The organism is Paraburkholderia sp. 35.1 (assembly GCF_050436525.1).
GTDB classification, from domain to species: Bacteria; Pseudomonadota; Gammaproteobacteria; order Burkholderiales; family Burkholderiaceae; genus Paraburkholderia; species Paraburkholderia tuberum.
This window is the reverse complement of record NZ_JBNDMJ010000002.1, coordinates 287636-307902: the sequence shown is the minus strand read 5'-3', so window position 1 is coordinate 307902 and position 20267 is coordinate 287636. Positions and strand designations below refer to the sequence as shown.

The 20267-nt window shown below is 63.8% G+C and carries 15 protein-coding genes and 1 tRNA gene; 13 read left to right on the top strand and 3 right to left on the bottom strand.

From position 1 onward, the window contains the following. The first annotated feature begins 1 nt into the window (after window position 1). The 3 genes from polA to OKW27_RS07230 all read left to right on the top strand — a co-directional run bounded on the left by polA (window position 2) and on the right by OKW27_RS07230 (window position 5219). Window positions 2-2743 carry a DNA polymerase I gene (polA, locus tag OKW27_RS07240; RefSeq protein WP_429333051.1) on the top strand — a complete coding sequence of 914 codons (2742 nt, stop codon included), beginning with the start codon at window positions 2-4 and terminating at the stop codon, window positions 2741-2743. Between the two features lie 157 nt (window positions 2744-2900). Next, complete coding sequence (locus OKW27_RS07235; protein WP_429333050.1) at window positions 2901-4256, top strand: NAD(P)/FAD-dependent oxidoreductase; 1356 nt, start codon at window positions 2901-2903, stop codon at window positions 4254-4256. A gap of 90 nt (window positions 4257-4346) precedes the next feature. Next, a complete protein-coding gene (locus tag OKW27_RS07230) occupies window positions 4347-5219 on the top strand; it encodes a dienelactone hydrolase family protein (RefSeq protein ID WP_429333049.1) in 873 nt (290 codons plus the stop codon). Between the two features lie 50 nt (window positions 5220-5269). Here OKW27_RS07230 and OKW27_RS07225 read toward each other — a convergent pair whose 3' ends face one another. Next, window positions 5270-6139: a sulfurtransferase gene (locus tag OKW27_RS07225; RefSeq protein WP_090808405.1), complete on the bottom strand. Its 870-nt coding sequence runs from the start codon at window positions 6137-6139 to the stop codon at window positions 5270-5272. 149 nt (window positions 6140-6288) lie between these two features. After that, window positions 6289-7395, bottom strand: coding sequence for an aromatic ring-hydroxylating oxygenase subunit alpha (locus tag OKW27_RS07220; RefSeq protein ID WP_013092999.1), 1107 nt, complete (start codon window positions 7393-7395; stop codon window positions 6289-6291). 320 nt (window positions 7396-7715) lie between these two features. Between OKW27_RS07220 and OKW27_RS07215 the strand changes: the two genes are divergently transcribed. From OKW27_RS07215 to folE2, 4 genes are all read left to right on the top strand, one after another. Then, the gene (locus OKW27_RS07215) at window positions 7716-8024 is read left to right on the top strand and encodes an exodeoxyribonuclease VII small subunit (protein WP_090808406.1); all 309 of its coding nucleotides are present in this window, start codon (window positions 7716-7718) and stop codon (window positions 8022-8024) included. After that, a complete protein-coding gene (locus OKW27_RS07210; protein WP_429333048.1) occupies window positions 8021-8902 on the top strand; it encodes a polyprenyl synthetase family protein in 882 nt (293 codons plus the stop codon). Before OKW27_RS07215 ends, OKW27_RS07210 begins: the two co-directional genes overlap by 4 nt. Window positions 8903-8989: 87 nt before the next feature. Continuing rightward, window positions 8990-10897, top strand: coding sequence for a 1-deoxy-D-xylulose-5-phosphate synthase (dxs, locus tag OKW27_RS07205; protein ID WP_429333047.1), 1908 nt, complete (start codon window positions 8990-8992; stop codon window positions 10895-10897). Window positions 10898-11142: 245 nt separating this feature from the next. Beyond that, window positions 11143-11949, top strand: coding sequence for a GTP cyclohydrolase FolE2 (gene folE2 / locus OKW27_RS07200; RefSeq protein WP_429333046.1), 807 nt, complete (start codon window positions 11143-11145; stop codon window positions 11947-11949). A 94-nt stretch (window positions 11950-12043) separates the two neighbouring features. Here the strand turns inward: folE2 and tsaD are convergent, their stop codons facing one another. Then, window positions 12044-13072 (bottom strand): tRNA (adenosine(37)-N6)-threonylcarbamoyltransferase complex transferase subunit TsaD, encoded by a 1029-nt coding sequence (tsaD, locus tag OKW27_RS07195; RefSeq protein WP_429333045.1) that lies wholly within the window; start codon window positions 13070-13072, stop codon window positions 12044-12046. A 145-nt stretch (window positions 13073-13217) separates the two neighbouring features. Here tsaD and OKW27_RS07190 point away from each other — a divergent pair, with 145 nt between their 5' ends. The 6 genes from OKW27_RS07190 to OKW27_RS07165 all read left to right on the top strand — a co-directional run bounded on the left by OKW27_RS07190 (window position 13218) and on the right by OKW27_RS07165 (window position 20125). After that, window positions 13218-14453 carry an NAD(P)/FAD-dependent oxidoreductase gene (locus tag OKW27_RS07190; RefSeq protein WP_090808414.1) on the top strand — a complete coding sequence of 412 codons (1236 nt, stop codon included), beginning with the start codon at window positions 13218-13220 and terminating at the stop codon, window positions 14451-14453. Between the two features lie 49 nt (window positions 14454-14502). Then, window positions 14503-14715 (top strand): 30S ribosomal protein S21, encoded by a 213-nt coding sequence (rpsU, locus tag OKW27_RS07185; RefSeq protein WP_090808416.1) that lies wholly within the window; start codon window positions 14503-14505, stop codon window positions 14713-14715. A 235-nt stretch (window positions 14716-14950) separates the two neighbouring features. After that, the gene (locus tag OKW27_RS07180; RefSeq protein ID WP_090808418.1) at window positions 14951-15397 is read left to right on the top strand and encodes a GatB/YqeY domain-containing protein; all 447 of its coding nucleotides are present in this window, start codon (window positions 14951-14953) and stop codon (window positions 15395-15397) included. A 117-nt stretch (window positions 15398-15514) separates the two neighbouring features. Beyond that, window positions 15515-17395: a DNA primase gene (gene dnaG, locus OKW27_RS07175; protein WP_429333044.1), complete on the top strand. Its 1881-nt coding sequence runs from the start codon at window positions 15515-15517 to the stop codon at window positions 17393-17395. Window positions 17396-17486: 91 nt separating this feature from the next. Further along, the gene (gene rpoD, locus OKW27_RS07170; protein WP_090808422.1) at window positions 17487-19877 is read left to right on the top strand and encodes an RNA polymerase sigma factor RpoD; all 2391 of its coding nucleotides are present in this window, start codon (window positions 17487-17489) and stop codon (window positions 19875-19877) included. A 160-nt stretch (window positions 19878-20037) separates the two neighbouring features. Then, window positions 20038-20125: transfer RNA gene (locus OKW27_RS07165), tRNA-Ile, on the top strand. Window positions 20126-20267 lie beyond the last annotated feature (142 nt).

The following is a 20267-nucleotide window of genomic DNA, read 5'->3' as shown; positions in this document are numbered from 1 at the left end:
AATGCCTGAAGAACGAAGCCTTGAAGGTAAGACCCTGCTGTTGGTCGACGGTTCGAGTTATCTGTACCGGGCCTACCATGCGATGCCTGATCTGCGCGGTCCCGAGGGTGGCCCGACGGGTGCGCTCTACGGGATGATCAACATGCTGCGGCGCATGCGCAAGGAAGTCACAGCAGAGTATAGCGCGTGCGTGTTCGACGCCAAGGGCAAAACGTTTCGCGACGACTGGTATCCGGAATACAAGGCGAACCGTCCGTCGATGCCGGAAGATCTTGCCCGTCAGATCGAGCCGATTCACGTCGCGGTGCGTGCGCTCGGCTGGCCGCTGCTGATGATCGATCGCGTCGAAGCGGATGACGTGATCGGCACGCTGTGCACCGAAGCGGAAAAGCTCGGCATGAACGTGGTCGTGTCGACCGGCGACAAGGACCTCGCGCAGCTCGTGTCGAACCGCGTGACGCTCGTCAATACGATGACCAACGAAACGCTCGACCGCGACGGCGTGGTCGCGAAGTTCGGTGTGCCGCCGGAGCGCATCATCGATTATCTGTCGCTGATCGGCGATACCGTCGACAACGTGCCGGGCGTCGAGAAGTGCGGTCCGAAAACCGCGGTCAAATGGCTGACGCAATATGAGTCGCTAGATGGCATCGTCGGGCATGCGAGCGAGATCAAGGGCGCGGTCGGCGAGAATCTGCGCCGCGCGCTGGACTTTTTGCCGATGGCGCGCAAGCTCGTCACAGTCGAGCGTCATTGCGATCTGACCGGGCACATCGTGTCGATCGAGGAGAGTTTGCCGAGCCTTCCCGAATCGCGCGAAGAGTTGCGCGAGGTGTTCACGCGCCACGGCTTCAAGACGTGGCTGCGCGAAGTCGAAATCGCCGATGCGGTCGAAGGTCCGGAAACCGACGTGCCCCCCGCGTTGTCCGTCGATCACGAGCGCCACTACGAGACCGTGCAAACATGGGAGCAGCTCGATGCGTGGCTCGACAGGATCAATGCGGCCGAGCTGACCTCGTTCGATACCGAGACCACGTCGCTCGATCCGATGATCGCGCAGATCGTCGGCTTGTCGCTGTCGGTCGAAGCGGGCCGCGCCGCGTATGTGCCGCTCGCGCATCGCGGCCCCGACGCGCCGGTGCAGCTGCCGCGCGACGAAGTGCTCGCGAAGCTCAAGCCGTGGCTCGAAAGCGCCGAGCACAAGAAGGTCGGCCAGCATCTGAAGTACGACGAACAGGTGCTCGCGAATTACGGCATCGAAATGCGCGGCGTCGAGCATGACACGCTGCTCGAGTCGTACGTGCTCGAATCGCATCGCACGCACGACATGGACAGCCTCGCGCTGCGTCATCTCGGCGTGAAGACGATCAAGTACGAAGAGGTCGCGGGCAAGGGCGCGCAGCAGATCGGCTTCGACGAAGTCGCGCTCGACAAAGCCGCCGAATATGCGGCCGAAGACGCAGACATCACGCTGCGTTTGCATCAGGCCTTGTATCCGCAGATCGCCGCGGAGAAGTCGCTCGACCATGTGTATCGCGAGATCGAAGTGCCGACTTCGCGCGTACTGCGCAAGATGGAGCGGACCGGCGTGCTGATCGACGCGGAGAAGCTGCGTCAGCAGAGCAGTGAGATCGCCACGCGTCTGATCGAACTCGAAGGCAAGGCGTACGAACTGGCCGGCGGCGAATTCAACCTCGGCTCGCCAAAGCAGATTGGTCAGATTTTCTTCGAGAAGCTCGAACTGCCGGTCATCAAGAAGACGCCGAGCGGTGCGCCTTCCACCGACGAAGAGGTGTTGCAGAAGCTCGCCGAAGACTATCCGCTGCCGAAGATTCTGCTCGAACATCGCGGCCTGTCGAAACTGAAGTCGACCTATACCGACAAGCTGCCGCGCATGGTCAATCCGCACACCGGCCGCGTGCATACGAACTACGCGCAGGCCGTCGCGGTGACGGGGCGGCTCGCGTCGAACGATCCGAACCTGCAGAACATTCCGGTGCGTACCGGCGAAGGTCGGCGCATCCGCGAGGCGTTCATCGCGCCGCTCGGGCACAAGCTCGTCTCCGCCGATTATTCGCAGATCGAATTGCGCATCATGGCCCACATCTCGGGCGACCAATCGTTGTTGCGCGCGTTTTCGCAGGGCGAGGACATTCACCGCGCCACCGCGTCGGAAATCTTCAGCGTGACGCCGCTCGAAGTGTCGAGCGATCAGCGGCGCGTCGCGAAGGTCATCAACTTTGGGCTCATCTACGGCATGAGCGCGTTCGGACTCGCATCGAACCTCGGCATCACGCGCGATGCGGCGAAGATTTATATCGACCGCTACTTCGCGCGCTATCCCGGCGTCGCGCGCTATATGGACGAGACGCGTTTGAGCGCGAAGGCGAAGGGCTACGTCGAAACGGTGTTCGGCCGTCGTCTGTGGCTGCCCGAGATCAACGGCGGCAACGGTCCGCGCCGCCAGGCCGCGGAGCGTGCCGCGATCAACGCGCCGATGCAGGGTACCGCGGCCGACCTGATCAAGATGTCGATGATCGCCGTGCAGAACTGGATCGAAGACTCGAAGATCGGCACGCGGATGATCATGCAGGTGCATGACGAACTGATTCTCGAAGTGCCCGACGCTGAGTTGTCCGAAGTCCGCAAGCGCCTGCCAGAACTGATGTGCGGCGTCGCCGCGCTGAAGGTGCCGCTCGTCGCCGAGGTCGGTGCGGGCCTGAACTGGGAGGAAGCGCATTGACATGCCCGTGACATGCGCACGATAACGTCGTGCGCATGTGACACATGGGTTTTGGCGACTTGTGACTTCTTAGGCGGGTCGAGGACAATCGGTTCAGGACGGCGCATTCATGCGCAGCGTCGCGACAGATAATTCATCGGCTACACGGAGAAGTGCAATGCATCGATTTATCGTCGTTGGCGGAGGTGCGGGAGGATTGGAACTGGCGACGCGTCTTGGCGATCGCTATGGGGCCGACAAGAAGGGGCGCAGCGCGCAGGCCCAGGTCACGCTGGTCGACCGCTATCCGACGCATGTCTGGAAGCCGCTGCTGCACGAGGTGGCGGCGGGCAGCATGGACCCGTTCACGCAGGAGCTACCGTACGCGGCGCAGGCGCGCTGGCATGGCTTCGCATTCCAGCAAGGCGACCTGACCGCACTCGACCGCACGAACCGACGCATTACGCTCGGCACCGTGCTGGACGACGACGGCGCTGAACTGCTGCCCGAACGCGAGCTCGAGTACGACACGCTGATCATCGCGATCGGCAGTACCACGGCCTTCTTCGGCGTCAAGGGAGCGGCCGAATTCTCCATCGCACTGGATACGGTTGGCGAGGCAGAGCGTTTCCGCAAGCGCCTGATCGCGGCGTGCATGCGCGCCGAGCATCAGGCGCACGAACCCGTCGAGTCGAGACCGGGACCCGGCACGTGGACGTCCAGCGAGCCGCGCATTCAGGTGGCGATCGTCGGCGGCGGCGCGACGGGGGTCGAGTTGTCGGCGGAGTTGCGCAATACCGCGCAGGTGTTGTCCGCGTATGGCTTGCACAAGCTCGATCCGCGGCATGACGTCGGCATCGTGCTGATCGAGGCGGGGCCGCGCATTCTGCCCGCGTTGCAGGAGCGCGTTTCCACGGCCACCGCCGAATTGCTGACCAGGCTCGGCGTGAAGCTGATGATCGGCGAGACGGTGGCCGAGGTCGCGCCGGGCTACATCCGCACCGCGAGCGGTCACACCGTGCGGGCCGATCTGACCGTGTGGGCGGCGGGCATCAAGGCGCCGGCGGTGCTCGGTCAGCTCGACGGCTTGCCGGTCAACCGGCTCGGCCAGCTGGTCGTGCGCCGTACGCTGCAAACCGGGATCGACGACAACATCTTCGCGCTCGGCGACTGCGCGGCCTGCGAGTGGCCGGGCAACGAGCGCAACGTGCCGCCGCGCGCGCAGGCCGCGCATCAGCAGGCGAGCTTTCTGATGAAAGGACTGGCGGCGCGCCTCGATAACAGGCCACAACCAGAATTCACTTATCGCGACTTCGGCTCGCTGGTCTCGCTCGGCCATTTCAGCGCGGTCGGCAATCTGATGGGCGGGGTGATTGGCGGCAATATGCTGATCGAAGGGCTGTTCGCGCGCTTCATGTACATGTCGCTGTACCGGCTGCATATCGCGGCGCTGCACGGCTATCCGCGCATGGTGCTCGACACCTTCGCGCACTGGTTGCACCGTACGACGCTGCCGCGCGTCAAGTTGCACTGACGCGCGCGGACGATCTCCTCAGTTGAATGTGCAACGGGATGCGCGCAAGGCGTATCCTGTTGCCTCTAACAGTACTTCGAGGAGCGCCCCGTGCTGAAGCCTGAAGTCGACTGTCTGATCCCGCACGTTCCTTTCGATCGGCGCACCTTCATCAAGGCGACGCTGGGCTCCGGCTTCGCGGCGGCGGTGCTGCCAGTCTCGGCGCAAACCATCCATACCGATAGCGACGGTCTCGAAGCAGGGGAAGTGGCGTTCCATTCGGGCGGTACGCTGATACCGGCTTATCGCGCGCAGCCGAAGGGCAAGACGCATCTGCCGGTGATCCTCGTCGTGCATGAAATCTTCGGCGTGCACGAGCATATCGCCGACGTCTGCCGGCGCTTCGCGAAGCAGGGCTATCTGGCGATCGCGCCGAACCTATACGAGCGCGAGGGCGATCCGACTGTCTACACGAGCATGCAGCAACTCAACGAGCAACTGGTCAGCAAGGTGCCAGACGAGCAGGTGCTGGCCGACCTCGACGCGGCCGCCGCGTGGGCCGGCGAGAATGGCGGCGACCTCAACAGGCTCGGCGTGAACGGCTTCTGCTGGGGCGGGCGCATCTCGTGGCTGTATGCCGAGCATAATCCGCGAGTGAAGGCAGGCGTCGCCTGGTATGGTCGCGTGACCGGCGCGAAGAACGCGATGACGCCGGCCAATCCGCTCGATCTCGTCGCCGACCTGCATGCGCCTGTGCTCGGCTTGTATGGACGCCAGGATCGAAGCATTCCGCAGGACACGCTCGAGCAGATGAAGCAGGCGATCGCGCAAGGGCCGCAAGCGGGACGCGGCTCGCAGTTCGTCGTATATGACGACGCAGGTCACGCGTTTTTCGCCGATTACCGTCCGAGCTACAAGAAGGCCGATGCCGAGGATGGCTGGCGTCGCGCGCTCGTGTGGTTCAAGCAGCACGGCGTGGCTTGAAGCGCTGCTCGAATTCCTCGCGTCTGGTTACGACTTGCGGCGGCTCGCGCTCAAGGTTTCGCCCCCGTCGCCACCGGCCGTTTCGGGTCGGAACTCCATTCGCTCCAGGAGCCCGCGTACAACGCTGAACCATGCAGGCCGGCAACCTCCATCGCAAGCGAATTGATGCAGGCGGTCACGCCCGAGCCGCATTGCAGCACCACGTGTTCGGGCGGCGTGTCGCCGAGCAGCGCGTGGAATTCCTCACGCAGTGTGTGCGCCGGCTTGAAGCGGCCGTCGGGGGTCAGGTTGTCCTTGAAGAAGCGGTTCAGCGCGCCCGGGATATGGCCGCCGACGCGGTCGAGCGTCTCGTTTTCGCCGCGATAGCGATCGGCCGCGCGCGCATCGACGACGATTCGCTCCTTCGAACCGAGGTTGCGCTCGACCGCCTGGGTATCGATGGTCACGGCGAGCGGCGCGGCCGCCTTGAAGTCGCCGGTGTTCTGCGCGGGCACGTCCTGCGTCAGCGGTTGGCCAGCCGCTTCCCATGCCTGCAGCCCGCCGTCGAGCAGCGCGACCGCGTCGTGACCGAGCCAGCGCAACAGCCACCAGACGCGCGCCGCGTACATGCCGCCTTGTGCGTCATATGCGACGACCTGTTGACCTTGCTTCAGTCCCCGCGACTCCAGCGTTTCGACGAGCCGCGCGCGATCGGGCAGCGGATGCCGGCCGTTCGAGCCGTTCTTCGGCCCGGACAGATCGCGATCGAGATGCAGATAGTGCGCGCCCGGCAGATGGCCGGCCAGCCAGGCTTTCTCGCCCGCGTCGGTATCGGCGAGGTCGAACCGGCAGTCGATCACGAACACGCTGCCCGGCGCGGCCGTGAGCCGCTCGGCAAGATTGGTCGCGGAGATCAGGGTGGTGTAATGAGTGTGGGGCATGAGCGTCTCCTCGATACGGGCGATGGCGGCTGCGGGCCGCGTCGTTCACGCGGCTGGCGCATGGCCGGTCTATATCGGTAGTCTAAACAAAAAAAGACGGGTCGAAGCCCGTCTTTCCTTGAGTCGATCGATGCGCCACGCGGCGCGGATCAGATCGTGCCGAGTTCGCGCCGCAGAAACTCGTGGAAGTGCTGCATACCGTCTTCCATCGGGCTCTGATACGGTCCGACCTGTGATTCGCCGCGCTCCATCAACGCGAGGCGGCCGGCGTCCATGCGCTCGGCGATCTCGTCGTCTTCGCGCGCTGTCTCCATATAGGCGGCGCGCTCGGCTTCGACGAAGTCGCGCTCGAACAGCGCGATTTCCTCGGGGTAATAGAACTCCACCACGTTGGTGGTCTTCTGCGGACCGCGCGGAATCAGCCACGACACGACCAGCACGTGCGGATACCACTCGATCATGATGCCCGGGTAGTACACCATCCAGATCGCGCCGAACTCGGGCGGATTGCCGTCGCGAAAGCGCAGCACTTCGTCGTGCCACTTGCGATACGTCGGGCTGCCCGGTTGCTCGAGCGCCTTGTGCACGCCGACCGTCTGCACGCTGTACCAGTCGCCGAACTCCCACGTCAGATCGTCGCAATTGACGAAGCTGCCGAGGCCCGGATGGAACGGTGCGACGTGATAGTCCTCCAGATAGACCTCGATGAAGGTCTTCCAGTTGTAGTTGCACTCATGGACTTCGACGTGATCGAACATGAAGCCCGAGAAATCGAAATGGCGCTTGGTGCCGAGGCGTGCGAGATCTTTCGCGACGTCCCGACCTTGGGCCTCGAACAGCAGACCCTGCCAGTTCTGCAGTGGCGTGGCGCCGAGATTCAGGCACGGGTTGTCGGCGAAATGTGGCGCGCCGAGCAGCTCGCCCTTCAGGTCGTACGTCCAGCGATGCAGCGGACAGACGATGTTCTGCGTCTGGCCGCGGCCGTTGAGCATGATGGCTTGCCGGTGGCGGCACACGTTCGACAGCAACTCGACTTGCGACTGCTGGTTACGGACGAGTACCCGCCCCTCGCGTTCGCTGGGCAAGGCAAAATAATCCCCCGCTTCGGGCACCATGAGATCGTGGCCGATGTAGCGAGGACCTTTCTTGAAAAGGGTGTCGATTTCGCGCGTAAGAAGCGCTTCGTCAAAGTAAGCCGTGACTGGCAGCTGGCTATGAACAGACCGCAACTGCAATGCATTGCTCAGATTGGACATTCCCACTCCCGATGAAGACGTGAAAGCAGTGAACAACCCAACCATCGAAGATTCGATTTAGGGAGCCCGCAATTATACCCGTTTCCCTGTGACAGGGGCACTTAAGTCCCTGATTTGGGTTAAAAATGTCAAGAAAGTTCGGCATTTTCGCCGCAGACCTCGAGCTTTTTTTCTGCGAGACTTCAGGGTCGAAGCGGGGCAAGGGTGTGCATCGGACAGGCTCGAAGCGAGACGGCACGGCGGGGCGCAGGCCGGCGGGCGGATCGAAAATGTCGCTTTTGCCGTAGAATGTCCGACTTGTTTTAATTTTGCGACTATTCATGGCGAAGACCGCATCGAACGATTCCGCCGCCGCACCAGCCGAAAGCGGCGATAGCGCGCCGCTGCCGGAGAACTACGAGGCCGCGCAGACCGAACTGGAAGAGCTCGTCGCGCGCATGGAAGGCGGCAGTCTGAGCCTCGAGGAATCGCTGGCCGCTTACCGTCGCGGGGCGGCACTTGTCGCATTCTGTCAACAGCAGCTCGAAAAGGTCGAGCAGCAGGTGCGGGTCCTCGATGGCGAGACCCTCAAGCCGCTGCCCATGAATACCGCAGGAACAGCCGCGACTGAGAGCGGGGACGACCTATGACATTCGAACAATGGACGCGCTCGGTGCTCGAACGCGTCGAAACGGCTCTGGAACACTATCTGCCGGCCGAGACGACCGAACCCGCCAGGCTGCACGAGGCGATGCGCTATGCGGTGCTCGGCGGCGGCAAGCGGGTGCGGCCGCTCCTGTGCCACGCGGCCGGCGAGCTGACCGGCGCGCGTGCCGAATGCCTCGATGCGGCGGCGGCGGCGCTGGAAATGATTCACGTGTACTCGCTTGTGCACGACGATATGCCCTGCATGGACGACGACGAACTGCGCCGCGGCAAGCCGACGGTCCACGTCAAGTATGACGAAGCGACCGCGCTGCTGGTCGGCGACGCGCTGCAGTCGCAAGCATTCATCGTGCTCACGTCCGACGTACTCGGCCGGCCGCAGCAGGCCTCGCTCGTACGCGAACTCGCGCTCGCAAGCGGCTCGATCGGCATGTGCGGCGGCCAGGCCATCGATCTGGCGAGCGTCGGCCACACGCTGAGCCGCCCGCAGCTCGAGACCATGCATCGCATGAAGACCGGCGCGCTGCTGCGCGCGGCCGTGCGCATGGGCGCATTGGCCGGCGAGACGCCGCACGCGCAGGGTCTGGCGTCGCTCGACGCCTACGCCGCCGCGGTCGGTCTCGCGTTTCAGGTCGTCGACGACATTCTCGACGTCACGACCGACTCCGCAACGCTCGGCAAGACCGCCGGCAAGGACGCGAAGGACGGCAAGCCGACCTACGTGTCGATTATTGGGCTCGACGCGTCGCGCGCGCTCGCGGCGCAACTGCGCAGCGACGCGCACGCCGCGCTCGCGCCGTTCGGCGCGCGCGCGCAGCGTCTTGCCGAACTGGCCGACCTGGTGGTGAACCGGGTCAGCTGAACGCGAAAGCCCGCCGCCGCGCACCCTCCATCCCCGGGGTGCATGTATGAAGTGCGGGCGCGTAAGTTTTCCTACAATGGAACGACGATGTACGACTTGCTGAAAACCATCGACGACCCGGCAGCCCTGCGCCGCCTCGATCGCCGCCAATTGCAACCGCTTGCCGACGAGTTGCGTGCCTTCGTGCTCGACAGCGTATCGCAGACGGGCGGCCATCTCTCGTCCAACCTCGGCACGGTCGAGTTGACCATCGCGCTGCACTACGTCTTCGATACGCCGCACGACCGGATCGTCTGGGACGTCGGCCATCAGACCTATCCGCACAAGATCCTGACCGGTCGTCGCGACCAGATGCACACGCTGCGTCAGTTGGGCGGCATCTCGGGCTTCCCGAAGCGCGACGAATCGGAATACGACACCTTCGGCACCGCGCACTCGAGCACGTCGATTTCGGCCGCGCTCGGCATGGCGATCGCGAGCAAGCTGCAAGGCGACAACCGCATGGGCATCGCCGTGATCGGCGACGGCGCGATGACGGCCGGCATGGCCTTCGAGGCAATGAACAACGCGGGCGTCGAAGACGACGTGCCGCTGCTCGTGATCCTCAACGACAACGACATGTCGATCTCGCCGCCGGTCGGCGCGCTGAATCGCCATCTCGCGCGTCTGATGTCTGGGCGCTTCTATGCGGCCGCGCGCGCGGGCGTCGAGCGCGTGCTGCGCGTCGCGCCGCCGGTGCTCGATCTCGCGCGCAAGCTCGAGGAGCACGCGAAGGGCATGATCGTGCCGGCGACGCTGTTCGAAGAGTTCGGCTTCAACTACATCGGACCGATCGACGGTCACGATCTCGATTCGCTGATTCCGACGCTGCAAAACATCAAGGAACTGCGCGGGCCGCAATTCCTGCACGTGGTCACGAAGAAAGGCCAGGGCTACAAGCTGGCCGAGGCTGATCCGGTGCTGTACCACGGCCCCGGCAAGTTCAATCCGGCCGAGGGTATCAAACCGGCCGCGACGCCGTCGAAAAAGACCTACACGCAGGTGTTCGGCGAGTGGCTGTGCGACGCGGCCGAGCTCGACTCGCGCGTGATCGGCATTACGCCGGCAATGCGTGAAGGCTCGGGCATGGTCGAGTTCGAAAAGCGCTTCCCGGATCGTTACTTCGACGTCGGCATCGCCGAGCAGCACGCGGTGACGTTCGCGGGCGGCCTTGCCGCGGACGGCATGAAGCCTGTCGTCGCGATCTATTCGACCTTTCTGCAACGCGCATATGACCAGCTGATTCACGACGTCGCGCTGCAAAATCTGCCGGTGGTGTTCGCAATCGATCGTGCGGGTCTCGTTGGTGCGGACGGCGCGACGCATGCGGGCGCGTACGACCTCGCGTTCATGCGTTGTATTCCGAACATGACCGTGATGGCGCCGTCTGACGAAAACGAGTGCCGCCAGATGCTGTACACCGCGTTGCAGCAGTCGCATCCGACCGCTGTGCGCTACCCGCGCGGCGCGGGTACCGGGGTCGCAACGGTCAAGCAGATGGCCGCGTTGCCGCTCGGCAAGGGCGAAGTGCGTCGCGAGACGTCGGCGCAGGCCGGCAAGCGCATCGCGATTCTCGCGTTCGGCACGATGGTCGCGCCGTCGCTCGCGGCTGCTGAGCAACTCGACGCCACCGTCGCGAACATGCGCTTCGTGAAGCCGCTCGACACCGAACTCGTGCGCAAGCTGGCCGAGACGCACGACGCGATCGTCACCGTCGAGGAAGGCTCCATCATGGGTGGCGCGGGTTCGGCGTGCGTCGAAGCCCTGCTCGCGAGTGGGGTTATGCGCCCCGTACTACAATTGGGCCTCCCCGATCGGTTCATCGATCACGGGGACCCGGCCAAGCTGCTCGCCGCGTGCGGTCTCGACGCCGCGGGTATCGCCCGGTCGATCCGCGAACGCTTCCTTGCGAGCGGCGCGGTCGGCGGTCAGTCGTCCGTGAAGCGCGTCGCGTAAAGCGCTGTCGGCTGTCGTGCCGTCGTAGGTTCGACTCATGCCGCCGTCATGCGACGGCGGCTTCGGCAATCTCCAGTTTGAACCGACGGGTGTTGTGGGCCGTCACCCAACGCCGGCGCGAGCCGGCGTTCGCCGTTGCGCGCACTGATCCGCGTGGCCGTTGGGTGCCTCGCACTCGCTGCGCGATAGTCGCCGATGCAGCGAAACCTTGGCGCAGCCCGGCGCTTTCCAGAAAGGACAAAAGAATGAATCAGATGAATCCCGCTTTCGTGATGCCCGACGTGCAAAGCACCCCCGACATGCGCCAGATTCCGATCCAGCGGGTCGGCGTGAGGGGCGTGCGTCATCCGTTGACAATTCGCACGCAAGGTGGCGAAGTGCAGCCGTCGGTCGGCACGTGGAATCTCGACGTGCATCTGCCGGCCGAGCAGAAGGGCACCCACATGTCGCGCTTCGTCGCGTTGCTCGAAGAGAACAAGGCGCCGCTCGAACCGGCCACGTTCCGCACGATGCTCGCGGCTATGCTCGAAAAACTCGAGGCGGAGGCGGGCCGCATCGAAGTGTCGTTCCCGTACTTCGTGAACAAGACCGCGCCGGTGTCGGGCGTGCAGAGCTTGCTCGATTATGAAGTCACGCTGACCGGCGAGACCCGCCATGGCGCGACGCGGGTGTTCCTGAAGGTGCTGGTGCCGGTCACGAGCCTGTGCCCGTGCTCGAAGAAGATCTCGCAGTACGGCGCGCACAATCAGCGTTCGCACGTGACGATCGATGCCGAGCTGAACGGCGACGTCGCTGTCGAAGAGTTGATCCGTATCGCCGAGGAAGAAGCGTCGTCTGAACTGTGGGGCCTGCTCAAGCGCCCGGACGAGAAGTTCGTCACCGAGCGCGCGTATGAAAATCCGAAGTTCGTCGAAGATCTCGTGCGCGACGTTGCCCAGCGTCTGAATGCCGACGAGCGCATCGTCGCGTATGTGCTCGAAGCGGAGAACTTCGAGTCGATTCACAATCACAGCGCGTATGCGGTGATCGAGCGGGACAAGCGCCTCGCCTGATACGTTCCTGATCGCTCCACGCCGTGTCGTTGCGAAAGCATTGAAGCAAAAAAGCCGCTTGTAAAGCGGCTTTTTGTCCTCTTGGGGCGGCGGTTCAGTGCGCGAGCGACGTCAGATCCCAACGCGGCTTCACGGTGAACGCGTAGTCGTGGCCGGCCTGTTCGGGCCAGCGTTGCAAACGCAGCGCGCCGGCCAGCGCGATCATCGCCCCGTTGTCCGTGCACAGCGACAGGTCCGGGTAGTGGACGTAGAAATTGCGCTTCTGCGCGGCGGCCGACAGCGCTTCGCGCAATTGCCGGTTCGCGCCGACGCCGCCCGCCACCACCAGCCGGTTCAGCTTCGTGCGCTTGAGCGACGCTAGAGATTTCGCGGCCAGCACGTCGACGGCGGCATCGACGAAACCGCGCGCGAGGTCGGCCTTGGCCTGCTCGCAGATGTTCGCGCCGCCCAGCCGGTTCGCGTGCGTGAGCACGGCGGTCTTCAGGCCGCTGAAGCTGAAATCGAGGTCGCCGGAATGCAGCATCGGGCGCGGCAGCACGACTGCGCCGGGTGTACCGAACTCGGCCATGCGCGAGACTTCGGGGCCGCCCGGATAGCCGAGGCCCAGCAGCTTGGCGGTTTTGTCGAAGGCTTCGCCGGCGGCGTCGTCGAGCGTCTCGCCGAGCGTCTCGTAGAAGCCGACGTCCGTCACGCGCATCAACTGCGTGTGGCCGCCCGAGACCAGCAGCGCGACGAACGGGAACGGCGGCGGCTCGTCGACGAGCAGCGGCGACAGCAGATGCCCTTCGAGATGGTGAATGCCCACGGTCGGCTTGTTCCACGCCATCGCCAGCGAATTCGCGACGCTCGCGCCGACCAGCAGCGCGCCCGCGAGCCCGGGCCCTTGCGTGTAAGCGATCGCGTCGATGTCGCCGCGCGCGACGCCGGCGCGCTCCATCACCTCTTCGAGCAGCGGCAGCGCGCGGCGGATATGGTCGCGCGATGCAAGCTCCGGCACGACGCCGCCGTACTCCCGATGCATCGCAATCTGCGAATGCAGCGCGTGCGCGAGCAGGCCGCGCTCCGTGTCGTAGAGCGCGAGACCGGTTTCGTCGCAGGAGCTTTCGATGCCGAGAACGAGCATGATGAATCGCTTGAGACGGGCGCGCGCGACGCGCGTCCGGAAGTGAAAGGTAAGCCCGAAAGTATACCAGCGCGGACAGGCGGCCGCAGGCGGCCGCCTGAGCACGGGCATGGATGCGAGGGCCCGGCAGGTACAATGCGGCCCCATGGAATCCTTCGATATCGCGGTGATCGGCGCGGGCGCGGCCGGCATGATGTGCGCGGCCGTGGCCGGTCAACTCGGCCGGCGTGTGGCGCTGATCGACCACTCGCAGCGTCTCGCGGAAAAAATCCGCATTTCCGGCGGTGGCCGGTGCAACTTCACGAATCTGTATGCGGGGCCGGCCAATTATCTGTCGGCGAATCCGCATTTTTGCCGCTCGGCGCTCGCGCGCTATACGCCGCGCGATTTCATGGCGCTGCTGAAGCAGCATCGCGTGACATGGCACGAGAAGCACAAGGGCCAGCTGTTCTGCGATCAGTCGAGCGACGCGGTCATCGACGTGCTGAAGAACGAGTGCGACGCCGGTGGGGTTGCATGGCGCACGCCGCTGTCGGTCGAAGAGGTGCGCCAGGACGCCGAAGGACAGTTCCTGCTCGGCACGACGGCGGGCACGATCGCCGCCTGTGCGCTCGTGATCGCGACGGGCGGTCTGTCGATCCCGAAGATCGGCGCGACCGATTTCGCATACCGGATCGCCAGGCAGTTCGGCCACAAGTTGATCGACACGCGTCCCGCGCTGGTTCCGCTGACCTTCGCTCCGGCCGACTGGGAGCCGTTCGCGGCGCTATCGGGCGTGTCGCTTGAAGTACAGCTGTCGACTGGCAACACGAAGACCGGCGCCGAATTCACCGAAGATCTGCTGCTCACGCACCGCGGCCTGTCGGGCCCAGGCGTGCTGCAGATCTCGAGCTACTGGCAGCCCGGCGAGCCGATTCACATCAATCTGCTGCCGGAGCGCGACGCCGCGACTGCGCTCATCGACGCGAAAAGCGGCACGAAGCGGCAGATCGCCAATCTGCTATCGGAATGGGTGCCGCAGCGGCTCGCGCATGTGTGGCTCGACACTCACCAGATGGCCGCCGAGGCCCGCGTCGCCGATCTGCCGGACAAGGCGCTGCGCGGCATCGGTGAGGCGCTGTCGCGCTGGACCCTCACGCCGAACGGCACCGAGGGTTATCGCAAGGCCGAAGTGACGCGCGGCGGGGTCGATACGCGCGGTTTGTCATCGACCACGATGATGAGCGCGCGGGTGCCGGGCCTCTACTTCATCGGCGAGGCGGTCGACGTGACCGGTTGGCTCGGCGGCTACAACTTCCAGTGGGCGTGGGCGTCGGGTGTCGCGGCGGGCGAGGCGGCGGCCGAATATGCCCGGGGGCTTGACGGCGCAATGGCTTTGTGAGAAAGCTCTGCTATACTCCTGAACCTTTACAAAGTTCCGTTATTGAAAAATGACGACCGTCCGCGTAAAAGACAATGAGCCGTTCGAAGTCGCCATGCGCCGTTTCAAGCGCACCATGGAGAAAAACGGCTTACTGACGGAACTTCGCGCTCGCGAGTTTTACGAGAAACCCACAGCCGAACGCAAGCGCAAGAAAGCGGCGGCGGTGAAGCGTCATTTCAAGCGTCTGCGTGGCCAGATGCTGCCAAGGAAGCTCTACTGATTCTGGCGTTGCCCCGCTGTACGCGGCGCGGCAGCATCCAAGCCGATGGCGGCACGACAGGTGTCATCATGGCAAACCCGGCCCGTCGGGCCAACCGGCAGGGTCGCATCCACTACGCAAAATTGCGCCAACCCGCTTGAGGAAGACGTCCCAAGCGGGTTTTTGTGCTGATGCGGCGGTATCGCCGCCGTCGACCGGCCGGTTTTTCAACTTTTCAACGCAATTCAGGTGAGTGATGAGTCTCAAGGACCGGATCAACGACGATATGAAAGCTGCCATGCGGGCGCGCGAGACCGAACGTCTCGGGACGATCCGCCTGCTGCTCGCCGCGATCAAGCAGCGTGAAGTCGATGAGCGGGTCACGCTCGACGATGCCGCCATAACCTCCGTCGTCGACAAGATGATCAAGCAGCGCAAGGATTCGATCAGCCAGTTCGAGGCCGCAGGACGTACGGATCTTGCGGACAAGGAAAAGGCCGAGTTGGCCATTCTTTCCGCGTACATGCCTGAGCAGATGTCCGAAGCGGAAATCGTTGCCGAGGTGCAGGCGGCGGTCGCGCAAACCGGCGCTGCCGGCCCGCAGGACATGGGCAAGGTGATGGGCGTGCTGAAGCCGAAGCTGGCCGGCCGCGCCGACATGACCGCCGTCTCCGCACAGGTCAAGGCCGCGCTCGCTAAGTAACTCTGTCGATTTGTCCGGGTCGCGCGCCTCCTGAAGGCGAGGCGCGGGACCCGGGCGCGGTGTCGAGCCCGGGCTCCGGGCTTGGATTTTGAAGCTTTCCAGGCAGCGTCATTTACTGTGATCCCACCGTCATTCCTGCAGGACCTGCTCAACCGCGTCGATATCGTCGACGTGGTCGGCCGGTATGTGCAGCTGAAAAAGGGCGGCGCGAACTTCATGGGGCTGTGCCCGTTTCACAACGAGAAGAGCCCCTCGTTTACGGTTAGTCCGACTAAACAGTTTTATCACTGCTTCGGCTGCGGTGCGCATGGTACGGCCATCGGTTTCCTGATGGAACACGTGGGCGCGTCGTTTCCCGAAGCGGTCAACGAGCTCGCGCAATCGGTGGGTCTCACCGTACCGCACGAGGCTTCTCCCGGATATGGCGGCGGCGGCGGTGGCGGAGCTGGCGGCGGCTACGCGCCGGCGCCATCGAAGGCCGTGACAACCGCGCTGTCCGATCTCATGCAGACCGCCTGCGACTACTACCGTAAGCAACTGCGCGGTGCGCCGGGCGCGATCCAATATTTGAAGAAGCGCGGCCTGACCGGCGAAGTCGCCGCGCGCTTCGGTCTCGGCTATGCGCCGGACGGGTGGCAAAACCTCGAGGCGGCGTTCCCGAACTATCGCGACGACGCCCTGGTCGAAGCGGGTCTCGTGATCGTCAGCGAAAAGTCGGACGCGCAGGGTCAGAACCGCCGCTACGACCGCTTTCGCGAGCGGATCATGTTCCCGATCCGCAATGTCAAAGGGCAGGTGATCGGCTTCGGCGGCCGCGTGCTCGACGGCGGCGAGCCAAAGTATTTGAATTCACCAGAAACGCCGCTATTTAACAAGGGCAGCGAGCTGTATGGGCTGTTCGAGGCGCGCCTTGCGATTCGAGAGCAACATTACGTGCTGGTCGTCGAAGGTTATATGGACGTGGTCGCGCTGGCCCAATTGGGCTTCCAGAACGCCGTCGCGACCCTCGGCACCGCTTGCACGCCGATTCATGTGCAGAAACTGATGCGCCAGACCGATACGGTCATCTTCAGTTTCGACGGCGACGCGGCCGGCCGGCGCGCCGCGCGTCGCGCGCTCGATGCGTGCCTGCCGCACGCCGCCGACAACCGGACGATCCGTTTCCTGTTCCTGCCCAGCGAGCATGATCCCGACAGCTACGTGCGCGAGTTCGGCACCGAGGCTTTCGCCGAGCAGGTCGAACGGGCGATGCCGTTGTCGCAGTTCATGCTCAACGAGGTGTTGACCGGCAAGGAGCTCGATCAGCCCGAAGGCAAGGCCCGCGCGCTGTTCGACGCGAAACCGCTGCTGCAGGCGTTGCCGGCCAATGCGCTGCGCGCGCAGATCATGCATATGTTCGCAGACCGGCTCGATGTGCCATTCAGCGAAGTCGCGGCGCTTTGCGAAGTCGACGCGCGGATCGCGGCCGCGTCGCGCAGGGCGCCGGCCCGCAAGGACCGGCGCAGCGTGACCGGCATCGAGGAAAAGACGCTGCGCAATCTGGTGATGTATCCGCGCACGGTCGCGATGCTCGACGAAGCGGCCGAAGAGGCGCTGCTCACCGTGACCCGGCACGGCGAACTGTTCGCGGAAGTGACGACGCACGCGCGAGCCCTAGGCGATTCGGCAGCGTTCCAGTTGTTGTCCGATCTCTTGCGAAATGGCGCGAACGCCCCAACTTTCGAGGAAATCTTTCGCAAAATTCTAGACTATGATGAAAACGTCCGGGATTTGCTGCTGAAAGACCCGCAGGACGCGGCCGTCATCGAGGAACGGCGCGAGCAGGAACGAATTGTCGGCGAGGAGCTGAAAGCCGCGATTTTGAAGATGCGATACGACGCTTATTGCGATCGTCTCGAACAGCTTTCGCGACAGTCGCGGCATACGCCGGAAGAGTTTGCCGAGTTTTCGGAGCTCAACCGGAAGCGGGCCGACATGAAGCGTCAACTCGGGCTGTAGCGGAGAGGCCGAAACCTCGGGTGGTATAATCAAAAGTTTCTAGCGGTTTGTTTTTTCAAGGGTTTTCCTAGCAAAGGCGAAAGGCGATGCGATGGCAAAGACGACAGGCGGAAATCATGCAACGGGCTCACGCGCTAAAGAGCGCACCGGAAAAGTTACCGAAGCCAGGCTGACTGCATCCGCCAGAAGAACGTCTGTTGTCAGCGTTGCACCGGCTGCCGGGAAGAAGTCGTCGACCACTGCGGCCGCGCAGGCCGCACCGGTTCGGGCGGCGAAAGCTGTAGCACCGCCGGCTGCCAAGCGGGCGGGTGTCAGAAGCGCAAGGGAAGCGGCTGCCGTTCAGGACGATGCGGTAGCGCGCGTGACTTCAGTATCCACGGTTCAACCGGCTGTTGTCCAACAGCCGGGGGTCGAGACTACAGCCGGTACGGCGAACTCCATGACGAAAAAGCTGAATGAAGTACCCGTCGATGACGATGCAACCCAGACCGAAGAAACCGCTGCTGCCGCACCGGGCAAGCCGGAGAAGGTCAAGGCTCGCGACCGTCGTGCAAAGGAAAAAGCGCTGCTGAAGGATGCGTTCGCGTCGTCGCAGCCTGGCACGGTGGAGGAACTCGAGGAGCGTCGCTCCAAGCTGCGCGCCCTGATCAAGCTCGGCAAGGAGCGCGGCTTCCTCACGTACGCTGAAATCAACGATCACCTGCCGGACAACTTCACCGAGACCGAGGCGATCGAAGGCATCATCAGCACGTTCAACGACATGGGCGTCGCGGTCTACGAACAGGCCCCGGACGCTGAAACGCTGCTGCTCAACGACAACGCGCCCGCGGCTTCGTCAGACGACGAAGTCGAAGAGGAAGCTGAAGTCGCGCTGTCCACCGTCGACTCCGAATTTGGCCGCACCACCGATCCCGTGCGTATGTACATGCGCGAAATGGGCACGGTCGAGCTGCTTACGCGTGAAGGCGAAATCGAAATCGCGAAGCGCATCGAAGACGGCTTGAAGCACATGGTGATGGCCATCTCCGCGTGCCCGACCACGATCGCCGACATTCTCGCGATGGCCGAGCGCGTCGCCAACGACGAAGCGCGCATCGACGAACTCGTCGACGGTCTGATCGACGTCGACGCGGCAGACGCCGACGGCTTCTCCGCGCAGGAGGCGGAAGCGATCGAGAATGAAGACGAGGAAGCCGAGGAAGAGGACGAAGAGGACGAGGAAGAAGACGATGGCGCGGCGCAAGCCACCGCCAACGCCGCGCAGCTCGAAGCGCTGCGGCGCGCGTCGCTCGAAAAATTCGCGTCGATCAGCGAATGGTTCGACAAGATGCGCCGCGCGTTCGAGAAGGAAGGCTACAAGTCCAAGTCGTATCTGAAGGCGCAGGAAACCATCCAGAACGAGCTGATGACGATCCGCTTCACCGCGCGTACCGTCGAGCGTCTGTGCGACACGCTGCGCGCGCAGGTGGATGAAGTGCGTCAGGTCGAGCGTCAGATCCTGCATACGGTCGTCGACAAGTGCGGCATGCCGCGTGCGGAATTCATCGCGCGTTTCCCGGGCAGCGAGACGGACCTCGAATGGGCCGACAAGATCGTCGCCGAAGGTCACGGGTATAGCGCGATCCTCACGCGCAACATTCCGGCGATCCGCGAACAGCAGCAACGTCTGCTCGATCTGCAGGCGCGCGTGGTGCTGCCGCTGAAGGACCTGAAGGAAACCAACCGTCAGATGGCGGCCGGCGAGCTTAAGGCGCGCCAGGCGAAGCGCGAAATGACCGAGGCCAACCTGCGTCTCGTGATCTCGATCGCGAAGAAGTACACGAACCGCGGTCTGCAGTTCCTCGACCTGATTCAGGAAGGCAACATCGGCCTGATGAAGGCGGTGGACAAGTTCGAATACCGTCGTGGCTACAAGTTCTCCACGTATGCGACGTGGTGGATCCGCCAGGCCATTACGCGTTCGATCGCCGACCAGGCGCGCACGATCCGGATTCCGGTTCACATGATCGAAACGATCAACAAGATGAACCGCATCTCGCGTCAGATCCTGCAGGAAACCGGTCTCGAGCCGGATCCGGCGACGCTGGCCGAGAAGATGGAAATGCCGGAAGACAAGATCCGCAAGATCATGAAGATCGCGAAGGAGCCGATCTCGATGGAAACGCCGATCGGTGACGACGACGATTCTCATCTGGGCGACTTCATCGAAGATACGAACACGGTCGCCCCGGCGGATGCGGCGTTGCACGCGAGTATGCGCGACGTCGTGAAGGACGTGCTCGATTCGCTGACGCCGCGCGAAGCGAAGGTGTTGCGCATGCGTTTCGGTATCGAGATGAGCACGGATCACACGCTCGAAGAAGTCGGTAAGCAGTTCGACGTGACGCGTGAGCGAATTCGTCAGATCGAGGCGAAGGCGCTGCGCAAGCTGCGTCATCCGAGCCGTTCGGACAAGCTGAAGTCATTCCTCGAAGGGAATTGACGGCGACGGCCGCGGTTGGCCGCAAATGATGCGATCAAAGGGGGGCCTCCCGGTCGTTTCGCCGAAGCGAAGCGAAGCGGTTGCGGAGGCTCCTTTTTCGTGTAGTATGTCGGCCAATCGACAAAACGGGCCCGGCCTTCACGACCGGGTCTTTTTTCTTGGGCTGGACGCCGTGTTGGTTGCAGGCAGTGGACTCATAATCCACCTCCGAAAGGACATCGTGGGTTCGAATCCCACCCGGCCCACCAAAGTATCGAAAAAAGGGTTCCGAATTCCGGAACCCTTTTTTGTTTCTGGGCGGCCTTCGGCTGCCTCAGCTGGGCGACCCAGTGCCAGCCTCAACCCCGGCGAGCGGCGTCCGTTGCCCCACACACCGCCCGACACCGACCC

Excerpts from the sequence above, each read along its gene's own strand:
- polA (WP_429333051.1), top strand. The coding sequence starts at position 2 with ATGCCTGAAGAACGAAGCCTTGAAGGTAAGACCCTGCTGTTGGTCGAC.
- OKW27_RS07235 (WP_429333050.1), top strand. The coding sequence starts at position 2,901 with ATGCATCGATTTATCGTCGTTGGCGGAGGTGCGGGAGGATTGGAACTG.
- OKW27_RS07225 (WP_090808405.1), bottom strand. The coding sequence starts at position 6,139 with ATGCCCCACACTCATTACACCACCCTGATCTCCGCGACCAATCTTGCC.
- OKW27_RS07220 (WP_013092999.1), bottom strand. The coding sequence starts at position 7,395 with ATGTCCAATCTGAGCAATGCATTGCAGTTGCGGTCTGTTCATAGCCAG.
- OKW27_RS07215 (WP_090808406.1), top strand. The coding sequence starts at position 7,716 with ATGGCGAAGACCGCATCGAACGATTCCGCCGCCGCACCAGCCGAAAGC.
- OKW27_RS07210 (WP_429333048.1), top strand. The coding sequence starts at position 8,021 with ATGACATTCGAACAATGGACGCGCTCGGTGCTCGAACGCGTCGAAACG.
- dxs (WP_429333047.1), top strand. The coding sequence starts at position 8,990 with ATGTACGACTTGCTGAAAACCATCGACGACCCGGCAGCCCTGCGCCGC.
- folE2 (WP_429333046.1), top strand. The coding sequence starts at position 11,143 with ATGAATCAGATGAATCCCGCTTTCGTGATGCCCGACGTGCAAAGCACC.
- tsaD (WP_429333045.1), bottom strand. The coding sequence starts at position 13,072 with ATGCTCGTTCTCGGCATCGAAAGCTCCTGCGACGAAACCGGTCTCGCG.
- OKW27_RS07190 (WP_090808414.1), top strand. The coding sequence starts at position 13,218 with ATGGAATCCTTCGATATCGCGGTGATCGGCGCGGGCGCGGCCGGCATG.
- rpsU (WP_090808416.1), top strand. The coding sequence starts at position 14,503 with ATGACGACCGTCCGCGTAAAAGACAATGAGCCGTTCGAAGTCGCCATG.
- OKW27_RS07180 (WP_090808418.1), top strand. The coding sequence starts at position 14,951 with ATGAGTCTCAAGGACCGGATCAACGACGATATGAAAGCTGCCATGCGG.
- rpoD (WP_090808422.1), top strand. The coding sequence starts at position 17,487 with ATGGCAAAGACGACAGGCGGAAATCATGCAACGGGCTCACGCGCTAAA.